General features: G+C 64.2%; 11 protein-coding genes and 1 pseudogene. 9 read left to right on the top strand and 3 right to left on the bottom strand.

The features are described 5' to 3' along the window. Positions 1-643, top strand: a 643-nt coding sequence (locus AC07Z7_RS08265) for a C13 family peptidase (RefSeq protein ID WP_494765961.1), incomplete at its 5' end; no start/stop codon positions are given. A gap of 120 nt (positions 644-763) precedes the next feature. Here the strand turns inward: AC07Z7_RS08265 and ffh are convergent. Next, positions 764-2,143 carry a signal recognition particle protein gene (gene ffh / locus AC07Z7_RS08260; RefSeq protein ID WP_108617295.1) on the bottom strand — a complete coding sequence of 460 codons (1,380 nt, stop codon included), beginning with the start codon at positions 2,141-2,143 and terminating at the stop codon, positions 764-766. A 101-nt stretch (positions 2,144-2,244) separates the two neighbouring features. On the opposite strand from ffh, the gene AC07Z7_RS08255 reads away from it, so the two are divergent. The 8 genes and pseudogenes from AC07Z7_RS08255 to AC07Z7_RS08220 all read left to right on the top strand — a co-directional run. Next, a complete protein-coding gene (locus AC07Z7_RS08255) occupies positions 2,245-3,042 on the top strand; it encodes a cytochrome C assembly family protein (protein WP_494765960.1) in 798 nt (265 codons plus the stop codon). Then, the gene (locus tag AC07Z7_RS08250) at positions 3,039-3,269 is read left to right on the top strand and encodes a PP0621 family protein (protein ID WP_094291457.1); all 231 of its coding nucleotides are present in this window, start codon (positions 3,039-3,041) and stop codon (positions 3,267-3,269) included. Before AC07Z7_RS08255 ends, AC07Z7_RS08250 begins: the two co-directional genes overlap by 4 nt. Positions 3,270-3,272: 3 nt before the next feature. After that, on the top strand, positions 3,273-4,976 hold the full coding sequence (locus tag AC07Z7_RS08245; protein WP_494765959.1) for an ATP-binding protein: 1,704 nt from the start codon (positions 3,273-3,275) through the stop codon (positions 4,974-4,976). 11 nt (positions 4,977-4,987) lie between these two features. Beyond that, the gene (locus AC07Z7_RS08240) at positions 4,988-6,496 is read left to right on the top strand and encodes a sigma-54-dependent transcriptional regulator (protein ID WP_494765958.1); all 1,509 of its coding nucleotides are present in this window, start codon (positions 4,988-4,990) and stop codon (positions 6,494-6,496) included. Next, positions 6,480-7,091 carry a 1,6-anhydro-N-acetylmuramyl-L-alanine amidase AmpD gene (gene ampD / locus AC07Z7_RS08235; protein ID WP_494765957.1) on the top strand — a complete coding sequence of 204 codons (612 nt, stop codon included), beginning with the start codon at positions 6,480-6,482 and terminating at the stop codon, positions 7,089-7,091. The genes AC07Z7_RS08240 and ampD overlap by 17 nt, the downstream gene beginning before the upstream one ends. A 380-nt stretch (positions 7,092-7,471) precedes the next feature. Continuing rightward, positions 7,472-10,417, top strand: coding sequence for a ribonucleoside-diphosphate reductase subunit alpha (locus AC07Z7_RS08230; RefSeq protein ID WP_494765956.1), 2,946 nt, complete (start codon positions 7,472-7,474; stop codon positions 10,415-10,417). Between the two features lie 135 nt (positions 10,418-10,552). Then, positions 10,553-11,749 carry a ribonucleotide-diphosphate reductase subunit beta gene (locus AC07Z7_RS08225; RefSeq protein ID WP_252659034.1) on the top strand — a complete coding sequence of 399 codons (1,197 nt, stop codon included), beginning with the start codon at positions 10,553-10,555 and terminating at the stop codon, positions 11,747-11,749. 193 nt (positions 11,750-11,942) lie between these two features. After that, positions 11,943-12,368, top strand: a pseudogene (locus tag AC07Z7_RS08220) (histone); the annotation flags it as partial. A 179-nt stretch (positions 12,369-12,547) separates the two neighbouring features. Here the strand turns inward: AC07Z7_RS08220 and AC07Z7_RS08215 are convergent. Beyond that, positions 12,548-13,444: a carbohydrate kinase family protein gene (locus AC07Z7_RS08215; RefSeq protein WP_252659032.1), complete on the bottom strand. Its 897-nt coding sequence runs from the start codon at positions 13,442-13,444 to the stop codon at positions 12,548-12,550. Between the two features lie 32 nt (positions 13,445-13,476). Next, positions 13,477-14,175, bottom strand: a complete 699-nt coding sequence (locus tag AC07Z7_RS08210) for a DUF3426 domain-containing protein (RefSeq protein WP_440113686.1) — start codon at positions 14,173-14,175, stop codon at positions 13,477-13,479. Between the last annotated feature and the right edge of the window lie 258 nt (positions 14,176-14,433).

Below are 14,433 nucleotides of genomic sequence, written 5' to 3'. Positions count from 1 at the left end.
GGCCAAGGCCTTCCGCAACGACGTGCTGCTGGCCGAACAGCGGGTCAAGGAAATCGACCCCAACGCGCTGATGCTCAAGCTGGCCAACCCGGCGCGCGACCAGCCCACCGACTGGCCCCAGGCCACGGCTGAAAATTTTGCGCTGGTGATGTCCAAGACGGCCGAGGTGGCGCGCCCGCGCGACCGCGTGCTGCTGTTCATATCGACCCACAGCAACCCCGGCCTGCTCAACATCAGCGCGGGCGGCAAAAACCTGCAGCCCCTCACGCCCCAGGCCCTGAGCGATGCGCTGGCACCGCTCAACAAGGTGCCCGTGCTGGTGGTACTGTCCGCCTGCTACAGCGGCGCCTTTGTCGAGCCCCTGAAGGCACCGAACCGCGTGGTCATCACGGCCACGGACGCACGCCGCACCAGCTTCCAATGCAAATACGGCGGCAACCACACGCCCTTTGCCGAAGCCTTGTTTGGCCAGGCGGGCGGAGCCAGCCTTTCGGTGACCGACTGGATGGGCGAGGCGCAAAAGTCCATCGCTGCACAGGAAAAGCGCCGCAAGCTCCCGGCCTCCCAGCCCCGCATCTTTGTGGGCGAAGAGGCCAAGGCGTGGGCGAATCAGCCGCTCAAGCACTGGCTGCAGGCGCCATAAATCCATCTGGGCGCCCAGCCCCCAGGCAGGTGGCGCTGCTGCCGCCCTGAATACAAAAGCCCTGAAGAGGCCACGCCTCTTCAGGGCTTTTTTCAAACCGACGCCAGGAGACTCGGAACGTCAGAACGGCATCTTGGGCATGCCACCACCGCCCAGGCCTTTCATGCCGCCCATGCGCTTCATCATCTTCATGAGGCCGCCGCCCTTCATCTTTTTCATCATGCCCTGCATCTGCTCAAACTCCTTGAGCAGGCGGTTGACCTCTTGCACATGCACGCCCGCCCCGTTGGCGATGCGTTTCTTGCGCGTGGCCTTGATGAGGTCGGGCTTGCGGCGCTCCAGCGGCGTCATGCTCTGGATGATGCCTTCCTTGCGCTTGATGTCCTTCTCAGCCTTGTCCATGTCCAGGGCTCCGGCCTTGGCGGTGAGCTGCGACGGCAGCTTGTCCATCAGGCTGGAGAGGCCGCCCATCTGCTTCATCTGCTGGATCTGGGCCAGGAAGTCGTTCAGGTCAAAGCCGTCACCGCTCTTGACCTTGGCCGCGAGTTTTTGCGCAGCCTCCATGTCCACCCCGGCCGTGACCTGCTCGACCAGCGCCACGATGTCGCCCATGCCCAGGATGCGGCCCGCGTGGCGCTCGGCATCGAACACCTCCAGCCCGTCGATCTTTTCCGAGACACCGGCAAACTTGATGGGCGCGCCGGTGATCTGCCGCACCGACAGCGCTGCACCGCCGCGCGAGTCGCCGTCGAGCTTGGTCAGCACGATGCCGGTGAGGGGCAGCGCCTCCTTGAAGGCCTTGGCAGTGTTGATCGCGTCCTGCCCTTGCATCGCATCGACCACGAACAAGGTTTCGACCGGGTTCAACGTGGCGTGCAGATCCTTGATTTCCTTCATCAAGGCTTCGTCAATGGCCAGGCGGCCGGCCGTATCGACCAGCAGCACGTCGAAATAGTGCTTCTTCGCGTAGTCGAGCGCGGCACGCGCAATATCCAGCGGTTTCTGGTCGGGCGTGCTGGGGAACCACTCGGCGCCCGCCTGCTTGGTGACGGTCTTGAGCTGCTCGATGGCGGCCGGGCGGTACACGTCGCCCGAGACAGTCAGCACCTTCTTCTTGCGCTTTTCGATCAGGTGCTTGGCCAGCTTGGCCGTGGTGGTGGTCTTGCCCGCACCCTGCAGGCCCGCCATGAGGATGATGGCCGGGGGCTGGGCGGCGAGGTTGATGTCGGAGATGCCCTCGCCCATGGTGGCAGCCAGCTCACGATTGACGATGGAGACCAGCGTCTGTCCGGGCTTGAGCGAGCCCAGCACCTCCTGGCCCAGCGCCTTGTCCTTCACGCGGGCGATGAAATCGCGCACTACCGGCAGGGCCACGTCGGCCTCCAGCAGGGCCATGCGGACCTCGCGCAGCATGTCCTGCACGTTGGATTCGGTGATGCGGGCCTGGCCGCGCATCTCCTTGACGAGGCGCGAGAGTTTGTCGGTAAGGGCGGAGGCCATAGGGGAAGTTCCGGTGTTGCCTGCGCGCGATCAACACAAGGTCGGGGCGGGCAGGCCCGCCAGGGCGCTGGCGGTGGGGGCAAAAGGCTAAACTGTGACCCATGATTTTAGCGAGTAGCTCCCCCATCAGCTGGCTGCTGGCCTTGGCCGCCGCGGTGGCATATGCCGTGCCAGCCGCTGCGGCCTCGCGCCTGGGCGCCACAGCCGCCCGCAACGCCCTGCTGGTGGCCTGGGTGCTGCACGGCGCGGTGCTGGTGTGGGGCCTGTGGGGCGACACCCCCCGCTTTGGTTTTGCACCGGCCTTGTCGATGACCGCCTGGCTGGTGCTCACTGTGTATGCGGTGGAGCGGCAGCTGTTTCCGCAGATGCAATCCCGCTGGGTACTGGCGGGCCTGGGCGCCGCAGCCATCGTGCTGGCCATGGTCTTCCCGGGCCAACCCTTGCATGTCGCGGAATCCGCCTGGTTGCCGCTGCACCTGGCTCTGGGCATTGCCTGCTATGGCCTGTTTGCGGCGGCCGTGGTGCACGCCTGGCTCATGACCCGCGCCGAGCGCCACATCCGCCAGGCAGAAGACCCGCACAGCGGCATCCCCTTGCTCACCCTGGAGCGGCTGACCTTCCGCTTCGTGACCGCTGGTTTTGTGCTGCTCACCGCCACGCTGCTGGCGGGGTGGCTGTTTGGCGAGGCCCTCTATGGCCGCAGCTGGCGCTGGGACCACAAGGCCATCTTCTCCCTGCTGTCGTGGCTGACGTTTGCCACCTTGCTGCTGGGGCGCGCACGGTTTGGCTGGCGCGGACGCAACGCGGTGCGGGTGCTGTATGCCGGATCGGCCCTGCTGCTGCTGGCCTATGTGGGCTCGCGGTTTGTGCTGGAAGTGGTTCTGGGGCGCAGTGCATGAAGTACCTGGTCTTGTTCTTGGTCCTGGCCGTGGCCATCGGTATCTGGCGCAGCCGCCGCGCGCCGGACGATGCCGTGCCCAAGCCATCTTCTCCCTCGCCACGCGCGTTGCCGCAGGACATGCTGGCCTGCGCGCATTGCGGCGTGCACATCCCCCAGGCAGAGGCCGTGATGCTCGGCAACCAGGCCTACTGCAGCACTGAACACCGGCAGCTGGGCCCGGCCTGAGCCATGCAAACCTTGCCTGCTGGCAACTACCTGGCTACGGTGGATGCGCCTTTTGTGCGCATGTGGCGTGGGTTCCTCACCGGCCGCCTCATGGTGGCGCTCGCCCTGCTGGTCCTGCAAGGAGCGGGACAAATCATCAACCAGGTGGCGGACCCCACGGTGCTGGCGCTGTGTGTGGCGTATCTGGTAGCCACCGTGGCCCTGCGCGTGCTGGCTCGGCAGGGCCCTCCTTCGCCCGGCGCGGGCCCCCAGTGGCTCCCGTCCATCGGCATTGACCTTGCAGCCATCACGGCCCTGCAGCTGCTGCACGCAGGCACCATGAACTTCACGCCCCTGTTCGGCCTGCCCATCCTGATGGCGGCCGTGCTGGGCACACTCACGCTGGCGCTGGGCACCACGGCGGGCGTGACCCTGCTGCTGCTGGGCTGGGCCTGGTGGATGGGTGCACGCACGGGCGATGACGATGCACAGCGCTACCTGCAAAGCGCACTCACCGGCACGGGCTACTTCATCGTGAGTTATCTGGTGCACCAACTGGCGACACGGCTGGCGCGTGAACAGGAAGTGGCGCAGCAAAGCCAGATTGCGGCCCGCGTGCAGACCCAGGTCAGTGCCCTGGTCATCCAGAACCTGACCGATGGTGTGCTGGTGGTGGACGAGAACGATGTGGTGCGTGTTGCCAACCCGGCCGGTCTGCAGTTGCTGGCCAGTGGTGCCCTGCCCGACCTTCCATTGACCCTGCAGTCCGCCTCCCCCTGGAAGCCATTGCTGATCCTGGCCCGGCGCACTTTTCGCCACGAACAACCCCAGACAGCGGATGTGGACCTGCTGCACCCGGGCCAAAGCCCGACCGGCCTGCATGTGCGCACCTGGCTCACATCGACCCGGGAGGCCGCCCGAGAGGCCCACACCGAGCGGCTGTGTGTGATGTTTTTGCACGATCTGCGCGAAATGGAAGCCCGCCTGCGCACCGAAAAACTCGCAGCCATGGGCCGCATGTCTGCGGCCGTGGCCCATGAAATCCGCAACCCCCTGGCGGCCATCGTGCAGGCCAACGCGCTGCTGGAGGAAGACCTGCACGACCCGGCACAGAAGCGCCTGGCCCACATGGTCCAGCAAAACGCCGACCGGCTGGCACGCATTGCCGAAGAAGTGCTCGATATCGCCCGTGTCCAGCACCAGATCAGCCATGCGCCCGCCTCCACTCTGCAGCTGGACGAGACCATTGCCCAGATCTGGCACGACTGGCAGGCCCAGGACCCGGTGCAGCGCCGTGCCGTGGTCATGCTGGACACCCAGGCCACACAGGTGGAGTTTGATGGTGAGCACCTGCGCCGCGTGCTGGTGAACCTGCTGGACAATGCCCTGCGCTACATGGGGCCGGAGCCCGACTCCCTGTGTGTTGCGACACGCACCACCCCGGCGGGCCAGGTCAGCCTGCAGGTGTGGAGCGACGGTGCCCCCATGGACAAATCCGTTGAGCGCCACCTGTTCGAACCGTTTTTCTCGTCCGAGAGCCGCTCCAGCGGCCTGGGCCTTTATATTTGCCGCGAACTGTGCCAACGCCATGGAGCGTCCATCAGTTACCAGCGGCTGAACCGCACCACGCTGCGGGGCGAGACCGGAGGCAACGCGTTCACCGTGGGCTTCCGTCGCACCACCCGCCCTGCCGACGCCGCGACGCTGTTTGACACCATCGTGGTCTGAACCGGATTGCCATGAACGCCCCTGCCGCCTCTATCCTCGTCGTTGATGACGAACCCGATCTGCGCACCTTGTACGAACTGACCCTGCTGCGCGAAGGCTATCGCGTGGAGACGGCGTCCAGCGTGCAGGAGGCGCGCGACCAGCTCAAGGCCCACCGCTTCGATGCCGTGATCACCGACATGCGGCTGCCTGATGGCTTTGGCATGGAGCTGCTGCAGGACCTGCGTGACCAGCAGCGCCGGGAGCGCTGCGTGGTCATGACCGCCTACGGCTCAGCAGAAAACGCGGTCGAGGCGCTGCGCTCAGGCGCCTTCGACTATCTGACCAAACCGGTGGACCTGAAGCAGTTCCGCTCGGTGGTGGCCTCGGCAGTGCAAGGCACCGGTGGGGTGCCCGCCCCCCGGGCCGCCCGCAGCCCCGGGCAGCAACGGCAAGCGGCCACGGCGGCCGAGCATGCGTCGGGCAACGCGGCGCTGGACAAGCTGGTGGGTGCGTCGGAAGCCATCCGCAACGTCAAGCAGCGGGTGGCCAAGGTGTCGCGCGGCATGGCGCCGGTTCTCATACATGGCGAGTCAGGCACCGGCAAGGAGCTGGTGGCCCAGGCGCTGCATGCCAGCAGCCAGCGGGCCGACGGCCCCCTGGTGGCTGTGAACTGTGGCGCGATACCGGAGAACCTGCTCGAGGCCGAATTTTTTGGCGCCCGCAAGGGCTCGTACACCGGCGCCACCCAGGACCGGGACGGGTACTTTCAGGCCGCACGCGGGGGCACCCTGTTCCTGGACGAGATCGGCGATCTGCCTCTGGCCATGCAGTCCAAGCTGCTGCGCTCCATCCAGGAACGCAGTGTCCGTCCCCTGGGCTCCACCCAGGAAGAGACCGTGGATGTGCGCATCGTGAGCGCCACCCACCGGGATCTGGCGGCCGATGTACAGTCCGGTCGCTTCCGGCAGGACCTGTACTACCGGCTCAATGTGATCGAGATCGTGATCCCGCCGCTGCGGGAGCGGCGCGAAGACCTGCCCGAGCTCTGTACGGCGCTGCTATCCCGCATCGCCCAGGAATCCGGCATGCCCGTGCCAGCCCTCACCGACCGCGCGCTCGCCGCCATCGTCGCCCACCCGCTCACAGGCAATGTGCGGGAGCTGGAGAACCTGCTGCACCGCGCCGTGGCGCTCAGCGATGGCGAGGAGTTGCATGTGGACTGGCCGACCGGCGCCACCGACCCACAGGCAGTGCGTCCGGCGGCATCACCTGGGAGCAGTCCCCAGACGCAGACCGCCGATGCCACCGCTTCGCCCCCGCAAACCACCACCTGCGCCGCGCCCCTGCCCAGTGACCTACAGGCCTGGCTGGACCAGCAAGAGCGCGAGATACTGATCCGCGCGCTCAAGGAGGCAGGGTTCAACCGGACCGCCACCGCCGCGCGGCTGGGCATCAGCCTGCGCCAGATCCGCTACCGCATCGCGCGCCTGAACATCGCCGTCCCGAACGACCAGGACCCGCATGACGACATGGGATGACGCACAGCGCGTCTCCGTCTGGGACGGAGGCTGGCACCGAGGCGCACGCCGCCTGGAATCGCCCAACCACGGTGCACGCCCGGCAACGGCCCAGGCGGTGGATCTGATCGTGGTGCACTCCATCAGCCTGCCGCCGGGAGAATTTGGCACGGGCGCTGTGCAGCAGCTGTTCACCAATACCCTGGACTGGAACGCCCACCCCTATTACCAGGGCATCCGGGGCCTGCAGGTCTCTGCCCACTTTTTCATCGACCGCCTGGGGGTGCCATGGCAGTTTGTGGACTGCGATCTGCGCGCCTGGCATGCGGGGCAGTCGTTCTACCGGGGGCGCGCCCAATGCAACGACGACTCCATCGGCATCGAGCTGGAGGGCCTGGAGGGCCTGGACTTTGAGCCCCCCCAATACCAGACCCTGGCCTGGCTGTGCCAGGACATCGCACTGCGCTATCCCATCGCCCATGTGGCAGGGCATGAACACATTGCCCCCGGGCGCAAGCAGGACCCCGGCCCCGGATTCGACTGGGCCATCCTGCAAAAAGCGCTGGATTGGCCACGCCACCAGTTCCCCGGCGCCACACAGCCCCCCGCAACTTAGCGGCACTGAATAACGCTGTCGCATCGAAGCGTCAGCCCGGTATTTTTCTTTGTGCATTTGCACATTTTTTTTCTTCCAGTCGCCACGCGGCTCTGAAGGGAAAATGCGCCGCCAGCACCCGCCACTGCTGGGTTTACGGCACCCATCGCAACACCCGCAAGGGCCTCACGCCGGGTGCTCCGCTTGCGCACCGGGGGCCTAACACAGCTTGTTTCCCTTTTTCAGTCCGGTTCAGGCGGTACACTACCGGTAGTGTCTTGAACACACATGACACACCATATATAGTGTGCGACAGACTGAAGTCCGGCGCACCACTTCCCCATCGCGGCGCCCACTTGCGCCGCTCTCCCACTCCAGACAGCCCACAGAAGAGGACACCCATGCAAGCTGCTTTGAACACGCCTTCCACCGCCCAGCCCGGCCCGGCAGACTCCAATGAATCCCAGGCCAACCCGGCGGCAACAGCCGGCAATGAGTTCGCACACCACCAAATCATTCGCCGCAATGGCGCTGTGGTGCCGTTCGAACCACAAAAAATTGCAGTGGCAATGATGAAGGCCTTTCTGGCAGTGCACGGAACGCAGGGGGCAGCATCCGCCAGCGTCCGCGAAGTGGTGGACACCCTGACCCACAACGTGACCCGGGCACTGGTGCGCTCGCGCCCCGGTGGCGGCACCTTCCATATTGAAGACGTGCAGGACCACGTAGAGCTGGGCCTGATGCGCGGTGGCCACCACGAAGTGGCCCGCGCCTACGTGCTGTACCGCGAACGCCGTACCCAGGAGCGCGCGCGCCAGAGCGAGCAGCAAGCCCCCGTGGCATCCGCCCCGCTGCTGCACGTGCTGGACGGCGATGCACGCATTGCCCTGGACCTGGGCCGCCTGCAGGCACTGATCGAATCGGCCTGCGTGAACCTGGGTGCGGACGTCAAGGCCGACCCCATCGTGGCCGAGACCATGCGCAACCTCTATGACGGCGTGCCCATGGATGAGGTCTACAAGGCGTCCATCCTGGCCGCGCGCACGTTGATCGAAAAGGACCCCGACTACACCTACGCCACGGCCCGCCTGCTGCTGCACACCATCGTGCGCGAAGTGCTGGGCAAGGAAGTGACCCAGGCCGAGATGGGCCAAGCCTATCTCGAATATTTCCCTCAGTTCATCAAAAAGGGCGTGGACAACGAGCTTTTGGACGAACGCCTGCTGCAGTACAACCTTCAGCGCCTGGGTGCCGCCCTCAAGGCCGACCGCGACCTGAAGTTCGACTACCTCGGCCTGCAGACGCTGTATGACCGCTACTTCCTGCACGTCAAGAAGACCCGCATCGAGCTGCCCCAGGCCTTCTTCATGCGCGTGGCCATGGGCCTGGCACTGAACGAAACCGACCGCGAAGCCCGCGCCATCGAGTTCTACGAAGTGCTGTCGTCGTTCGACTTCATGTCGAGCACGCCCACGCTGTTCAACAGCGGCACGCTGCGCTCGCAGCTGTCCTCGTGCTACCTGACCACCGTGCCCGACGACCTGGACGGCATCTACGAATCCATCAAGGAAAACGCCCTGCTATCCAAATTTGCCGGCGGCCTGGGCAATGACTGGACCCGCGTGCGCGCCCTGGGCTCGCACATCAAGGGCACAAACGGCGAATCGCAGGGCGTGGTGCCCTTCCTCAAGGTCGTGAACGACACGGCCGTGGCCGTGAACCAGGGCGGCAAGCGCAAAGGCGCGGTCTGCACCTACCTGGAAACCTGGCACCTGGACATCGAAGAGTTCCTGGAACTGCGCAAGAACACCGGCGACGACCGCCGCCGCACGCACGACATGAACACGGCCAACTGGATCCCCGACCTGTTCATGCGCCGCGTGATGGAAAAAGGCACCTGGACGCTGTTCTCGCCCTCCAACGTGCCCGACCTGCACGACCTGTTCGGTGCCGACTTCGAGAAGGCCTACGTGGCCTACGAAGAAAAGGCAGCGCGCGGCGAGATCAAGCCCGCCAAGACGGTGCAGGCCACTGACCTGTGGCGCAAGATGCTGACCATGCTGTTCGAGACCGGCCATCCCTGGATCACCTACAAGGATGCCTGCAACGTGCGCTCGCCCCAGCAGCACGCCGGTGTGGTGCACTCGTCCAACCTGTGCACCGAGATCACGCTGAACACCAGCGACACCGAAACCGCTGTCTGCAACCTCGGCTCGGTCAACCTGCTGCAGCACCTGAAGAATGGGCAGATCGATCACGACAAGCTCAAGAAGACCATCACGGTGGCCATGCGCATGCTGGACAACGTGATCGACATCAACTACTACGCCGTGACCAAGGCGCGCGACTCCAACCTGCGCCACCGCCCGGTGGGCCTGGGTGTGATGGCCTTCCAGGACAGCCTGTACGAACTGCGCATTCCTTATGCCTCGCAGCAAGCGGTGGAGTTTGCCGACAAGTCGATGGAGGCCATCTGCTACTACGCCTACTGGGCATCCACCGAACTGGCCAAGGAGCGCGGCAAGTATTCCAGCTACAAGGGCTCGCTGTGGGACCGTGGCATCCTGCCCTTCGACACGCTGGACATGCTCTCCCAGGCCCGGGGCGGTTATGTGGAAGTGGACCGCTCGTCCACGCTGGACTGGGACGCCCTGCGCAAGAAAATCGCGCAGGACGGCATGCGCAATTCAAACTGCGTGGCCATCGCCCCGACGGCCACCATCTCCAACATCATCGGCGTGGATGCATCGATCGAACCCTCGTTCGGCAACCTGTCCGTGAAGTCCAACCTTTCAGGTGAGTTCACCGTCATCAACGGGGGCCTGGTGCGCGACCTCAAGCGCCTGGGCCTGTGGGATGACGTGATGATCATGGACCTCAAGCACTTCAAGGGCTCGCTGCACCCCATCGACCGCGTGCCACAGGACATCAAGGCGCTGTACTCCACCGCCTTCGAAGTCGAGCCGCAGTGGCTGGTGGAAGCCGCATCGCGCCGCCAGAAGTGGATTGACCAGGCCCAGAGCCTGAACATCTACATGGCTGGCGCATCGGGCAAGAAGCTCGACGACACCTACAAGCTGGCCTGGGTCCGTGGCCTCAAGACCACGTACTACCTGCGCACGCAGAGCGCCACGCACGTCGAGATGAGCACGGTGAACACACGCCAGCTCAACGCAGTGTCCTCGGGCAACGATGGCGGCGCGTCCGCAGCATCCGCCCCCGTGCAGGCACAGCCCAGCGCACTCGAAGCGGCGGCTGCCACCGCTGCTGCACAGTCCGCAGCGGTGCCTGCCACGGATGTGAAATTCTGCGCCATCGACGATCCTGGCTGCGAAGCCTGCCAATAAGGACTTCGCGCACAACACTTCGGACTGATCCGGGGTGTTGTGCCGGTGCTGTGAAGCAACAAAACGTTGCTACACAACGCTGCAGTGCTTTCCTTTTTGCAGCACTGCTTTCATAATCCGAACACTGGAAAATCTATGTTGTCCTGGGACGAAGAAGTCAAGCCCTCATCGCAAAATCAATTGGACGGTGGACTGAACAAGAGCCACCCGGCGGAACAGCCGCCCCTGCCTTTCCAGACCCCCTCCCTGCAAGCCGTGCATGCAACGATGACAGCCTCTGCCGTTGCTCCGACCGCTGCTGCAGCAACCGCACATCGGCGCGTCAACGCAGCCGACAAGCGCATCATCAACGGCCAGACCGACGTCAACCAGCTGGTGCCCTTCAAGTACAAGTGGGCATGGGAAAAATACCTCGCCACTTGCGCCAATCACTGGATGCCGCAGGAAGTGAACATGACGCGCGACATCGCGTTGTGGAAGGACCCCAACGGCCTGACCGAAGACGAGCGCCGCATCATCAAGCGCAACCTCGGCTTCTTTGTGACTGCCGACTCGCTGGCAGCCAACAACATCGTGCTGGGTACCTACCGCCACATCACAGCACCCGAGTGCCGCCAGTTCCTGCTGCGCCAGGCGTTTGAAGAAGCGATCCACACACACGCTTACCAGTACATCGTGGAATCGCTGGGCCTGGACGAAGGCGAAATTTTCAGCGCCTACCTGGAAGTTGCCTCGATCCGCGACAAGGATGAGTTCCTGATCCCCTTCATCGAGGCGATCATGGACCCCAACTTCCACACCGGCACCTTCGAGACTGACCAGACGCTGCTCAAGTCGCTGATCGTGTTCGCCTGCCTGATGGAAGGGCTGTTCTTCTACGTGGGCTTCACACAAATCCTGGCGCTGGGCCGCCAGAACAAGATGACCGGTGCGGCAGAGCAGTACCAGTACATCCTGCGTGACGAGTCCATGCACTGTAATTTCGGCATCGACCTGATCAACCAGCTCAAACTGGAAAACCCGCACCTGTGGACTGCCGAGTTCAAGGCCGAAATCAAGGCGCTGTTCCTCAAGGCGGTTGAGCTGGAGTATCGCTACGCCGAAGACACCATGCCACGCGGCGTGCTGGGCATGAATGCCTCGATGTTCAAGGGCTACCTGCGCTACATCGCCAACCGCCGCGCTACGCAGATCGGGCTGGAGACGTTGTTCCCCAACGAAGAAAATCCGTTCCCATGGATGAGCGAGATGATCGACCTGAAGAAGGAACGCAACTTCTTCGAAACCCGGGTTATTGAATACCAGTCCGGTGGTGCGCTGTCCTGGGACTAGCGCCTTTTCGCATCACACCACCATGGATTTTTACACCACGCCCCAGACAGACAGCGCCACAGAGCGCCGCCGTGTGGAGCGTTCCCGTGTTCATGGAGATGGAGTTCTATTCCATCTCCATGGATCGCTTGCTGTCCACTGTAGACAGCAAGTGCTCTTTGCAAATTGACCCAAGGAGAACATGATGGCAACTGCGAAAAAACCCGCCGCCAAGAAGGCTGCACCCGCGAAAAAAGCTGCAACTGCAAAGCCCGTAGCAGCGAAGAAGGCTGCACCTGCCAAGAAGGCAGCAGCACCGGCCAAGAAAGCCGCTCCAGCCAAGAAGGCCGTAGCAGCAAAGAAGGCTGCACCCGCCAAGAAGGCAGCAGCACCGGCCAAGAAAGCCGCCCCAGCAAAGAAGGCCGTAGCAGCAAAGAAGCCCGCAGCCCCCGCCAAGAAGGCCGCTCCCGCCAAGAAGGCAGCAGCCCCCGCCAAAAAGGCCGCTGCCAAGGCTCCCGCCAAGAAAGCTGCCCCTGCCAAAAAGGCCCCCAAGGCGCCTGCCCCTGCTGCCGCACCAGCGGCGCAGACCACCCTGAATCCTCAGGCTGCCTGGCCCTTCCCTACGGGCAACAAGCCTTAATTCAGGCGTATTGCACGCTCAACCCGGTGCCTGTGCACCGGGTTTTTTTTCGCCTGCGGCCGCCAGCCCACAAACAGCGGGGCAGCACGGGCCACACCTCGCGGTGGCATCAGATCAAGTAGGCGTTGGACAGGGCTCAAACATCTGTTCAGCCCCCTTTACCCAACGCCGATCACGGCTCACTCCACCGAAAAATCCAGCGTGTAATTCTGCGGCCCGCGCTGCGCGATCTTGAGAGCCCCCACGCGGTTGCCCAGCGCCGCGCAACGTGGCAGCGCCCAGCCCCGTTCCAGGCCGAACAGCAGCGCACCGCGCCAGGCATCCCCACATCCCGTGGGGTCCACCACCTGCGTCGGCACCACGGCAGGCACATGGGTCTTCTCACCTGCAACCCACACCTCGCAGCCCTCAGCCCCCAAGGTAACCACCAGCCCCTCCACCTTGTGCGAGATTTCAGCCAGGGTCCAGCCGGTGCGGTCGCTCAGCATCTTTCCTTCGTAGTCGTTGACTGTGACCCAGGATGCCTGGTCAATGAACTTCGCCAACTCGTCCCCACTGAACATGGGCAGCCCCTGGCCAGGATCGAACACAAACGGAATACCCGCCGCCACGAACTGGGCTGCATGCTCCAGCATGGCATCGCGCCCATCGGGTGCAATGATCCCCACACTCGCCTTGGAGCCCACATCAATGCGGTTGGCATGCGCCTGCATCATGGCCCCGGGGTGGAAGGCCGTGATCTGGTTGTTATCGCGGTCCGTCATGATCATGGCCTGTGCGGTGTAGGTGTCCTGAACCTGGCCCACGTGGCGGCAATCGATGCCCAGCGACTGCAGTCGCTGGAGGTAGTCCGCCCCATCGCTGCCTAGCATCGCCATGGGCAAAGGCTCCCCCCCCAGCAGCTTGAGGCTGTAGGCAATGTTGCCCGCACACCCGCCAAAATCGCGGCGCAGAGAAGGCACCAGGAATGACACATTGAGGATGTGCAACTGGTCAGGCAGGATCTGCTCTGCAAAGCGCCCCTCGAAGGTCATGATGGTGTCGAATGCCAGGGAACCACAAATGAGGGCAGCCATAGAAATGAATCGGTCCGTAGGTTGGTAAAAATTCAGGGATAGAACGCCAGCAGCCGGTACCCAGCCACGCGCGCACCGCCTGTGGTCACGATCACCGATACCGAAGTGCTCCATTCGCCACGCGCCGGCAGCTCCGCCGGTGCGGCCATGTCGTTCGGCAGCAGCACCCGGCGCAGCACAGGCTGGTCCTGGGCATCGGTCAAGGTCAACTCCACCGCAGGCATGGCCAATGGAATGTCCGCTTTGCTCTTCATGGTCAGCGCCAACTGGTAACTGTCGCCACGGGCTTTGTTGAACGAAGAGCTGTCGATGACCACATCGGCAATCTGGCGCTGGGGAGCCACCTCGCACTGCAAAGGCTCGCACAACTTGAGCAGCCACGGCCTTGCACGCGGGTCCGTGGCTGCAATGCGGTCACGCTCCTGGACGGCGACCTGCAGCAACATGCCCACCACCAAGACCAGCAATACAAGCACCAGCACGGCCCGCACCACAGGCTTGCGCCAGAAAGCCTTGCGCCGCGCAGCAATCACAAAACTGACCTCAGGCCCGGCCTCATGCGCACCCTCTTCGCCCTGCTCATCTTCATCCACCTGGCTGGCCACGGGCTTGCGAGTGCGGGGCTGCAACACCGCAGCCGGAGAGTCATCTGCGACCAGCTCCAACGCTGCCGGTATCTCATCCACCACGGGCCGCTGCACAAAATCCACCGACGGCAGGAGCTCAGGCACGGTCGGGGGGGCGTCATGGTGGCCCGTGCTCGGCAGGTCAGAGGAAAGTGCCTCCCCGTGGTGCTCCAGCACAGGCTCCGCTGCCAATGTGCTCCCGGTCGCATCGACCACGGCCTCGCTGCCCACCCCAGCGAAGGAACTTCCCCCTCCACCCTTCCCCGAGGTCACCGGGCCGTCAAGCCCGATGGGGTCATGCGAATCGGCAGTGGGAAGCTCATACCCACCCCGCACAACCTCCGCAGCCCCGCCCACTTCGGC

It is taken from the genome of Acidovorax sp. GW101-11A03, from assembly GCF_059424825.1.
The sequence above is the reverse complement of the archived record's forward strand: the minus strand, read 5'-3'. Positions and strand labels throughout refer to the sequence as shown.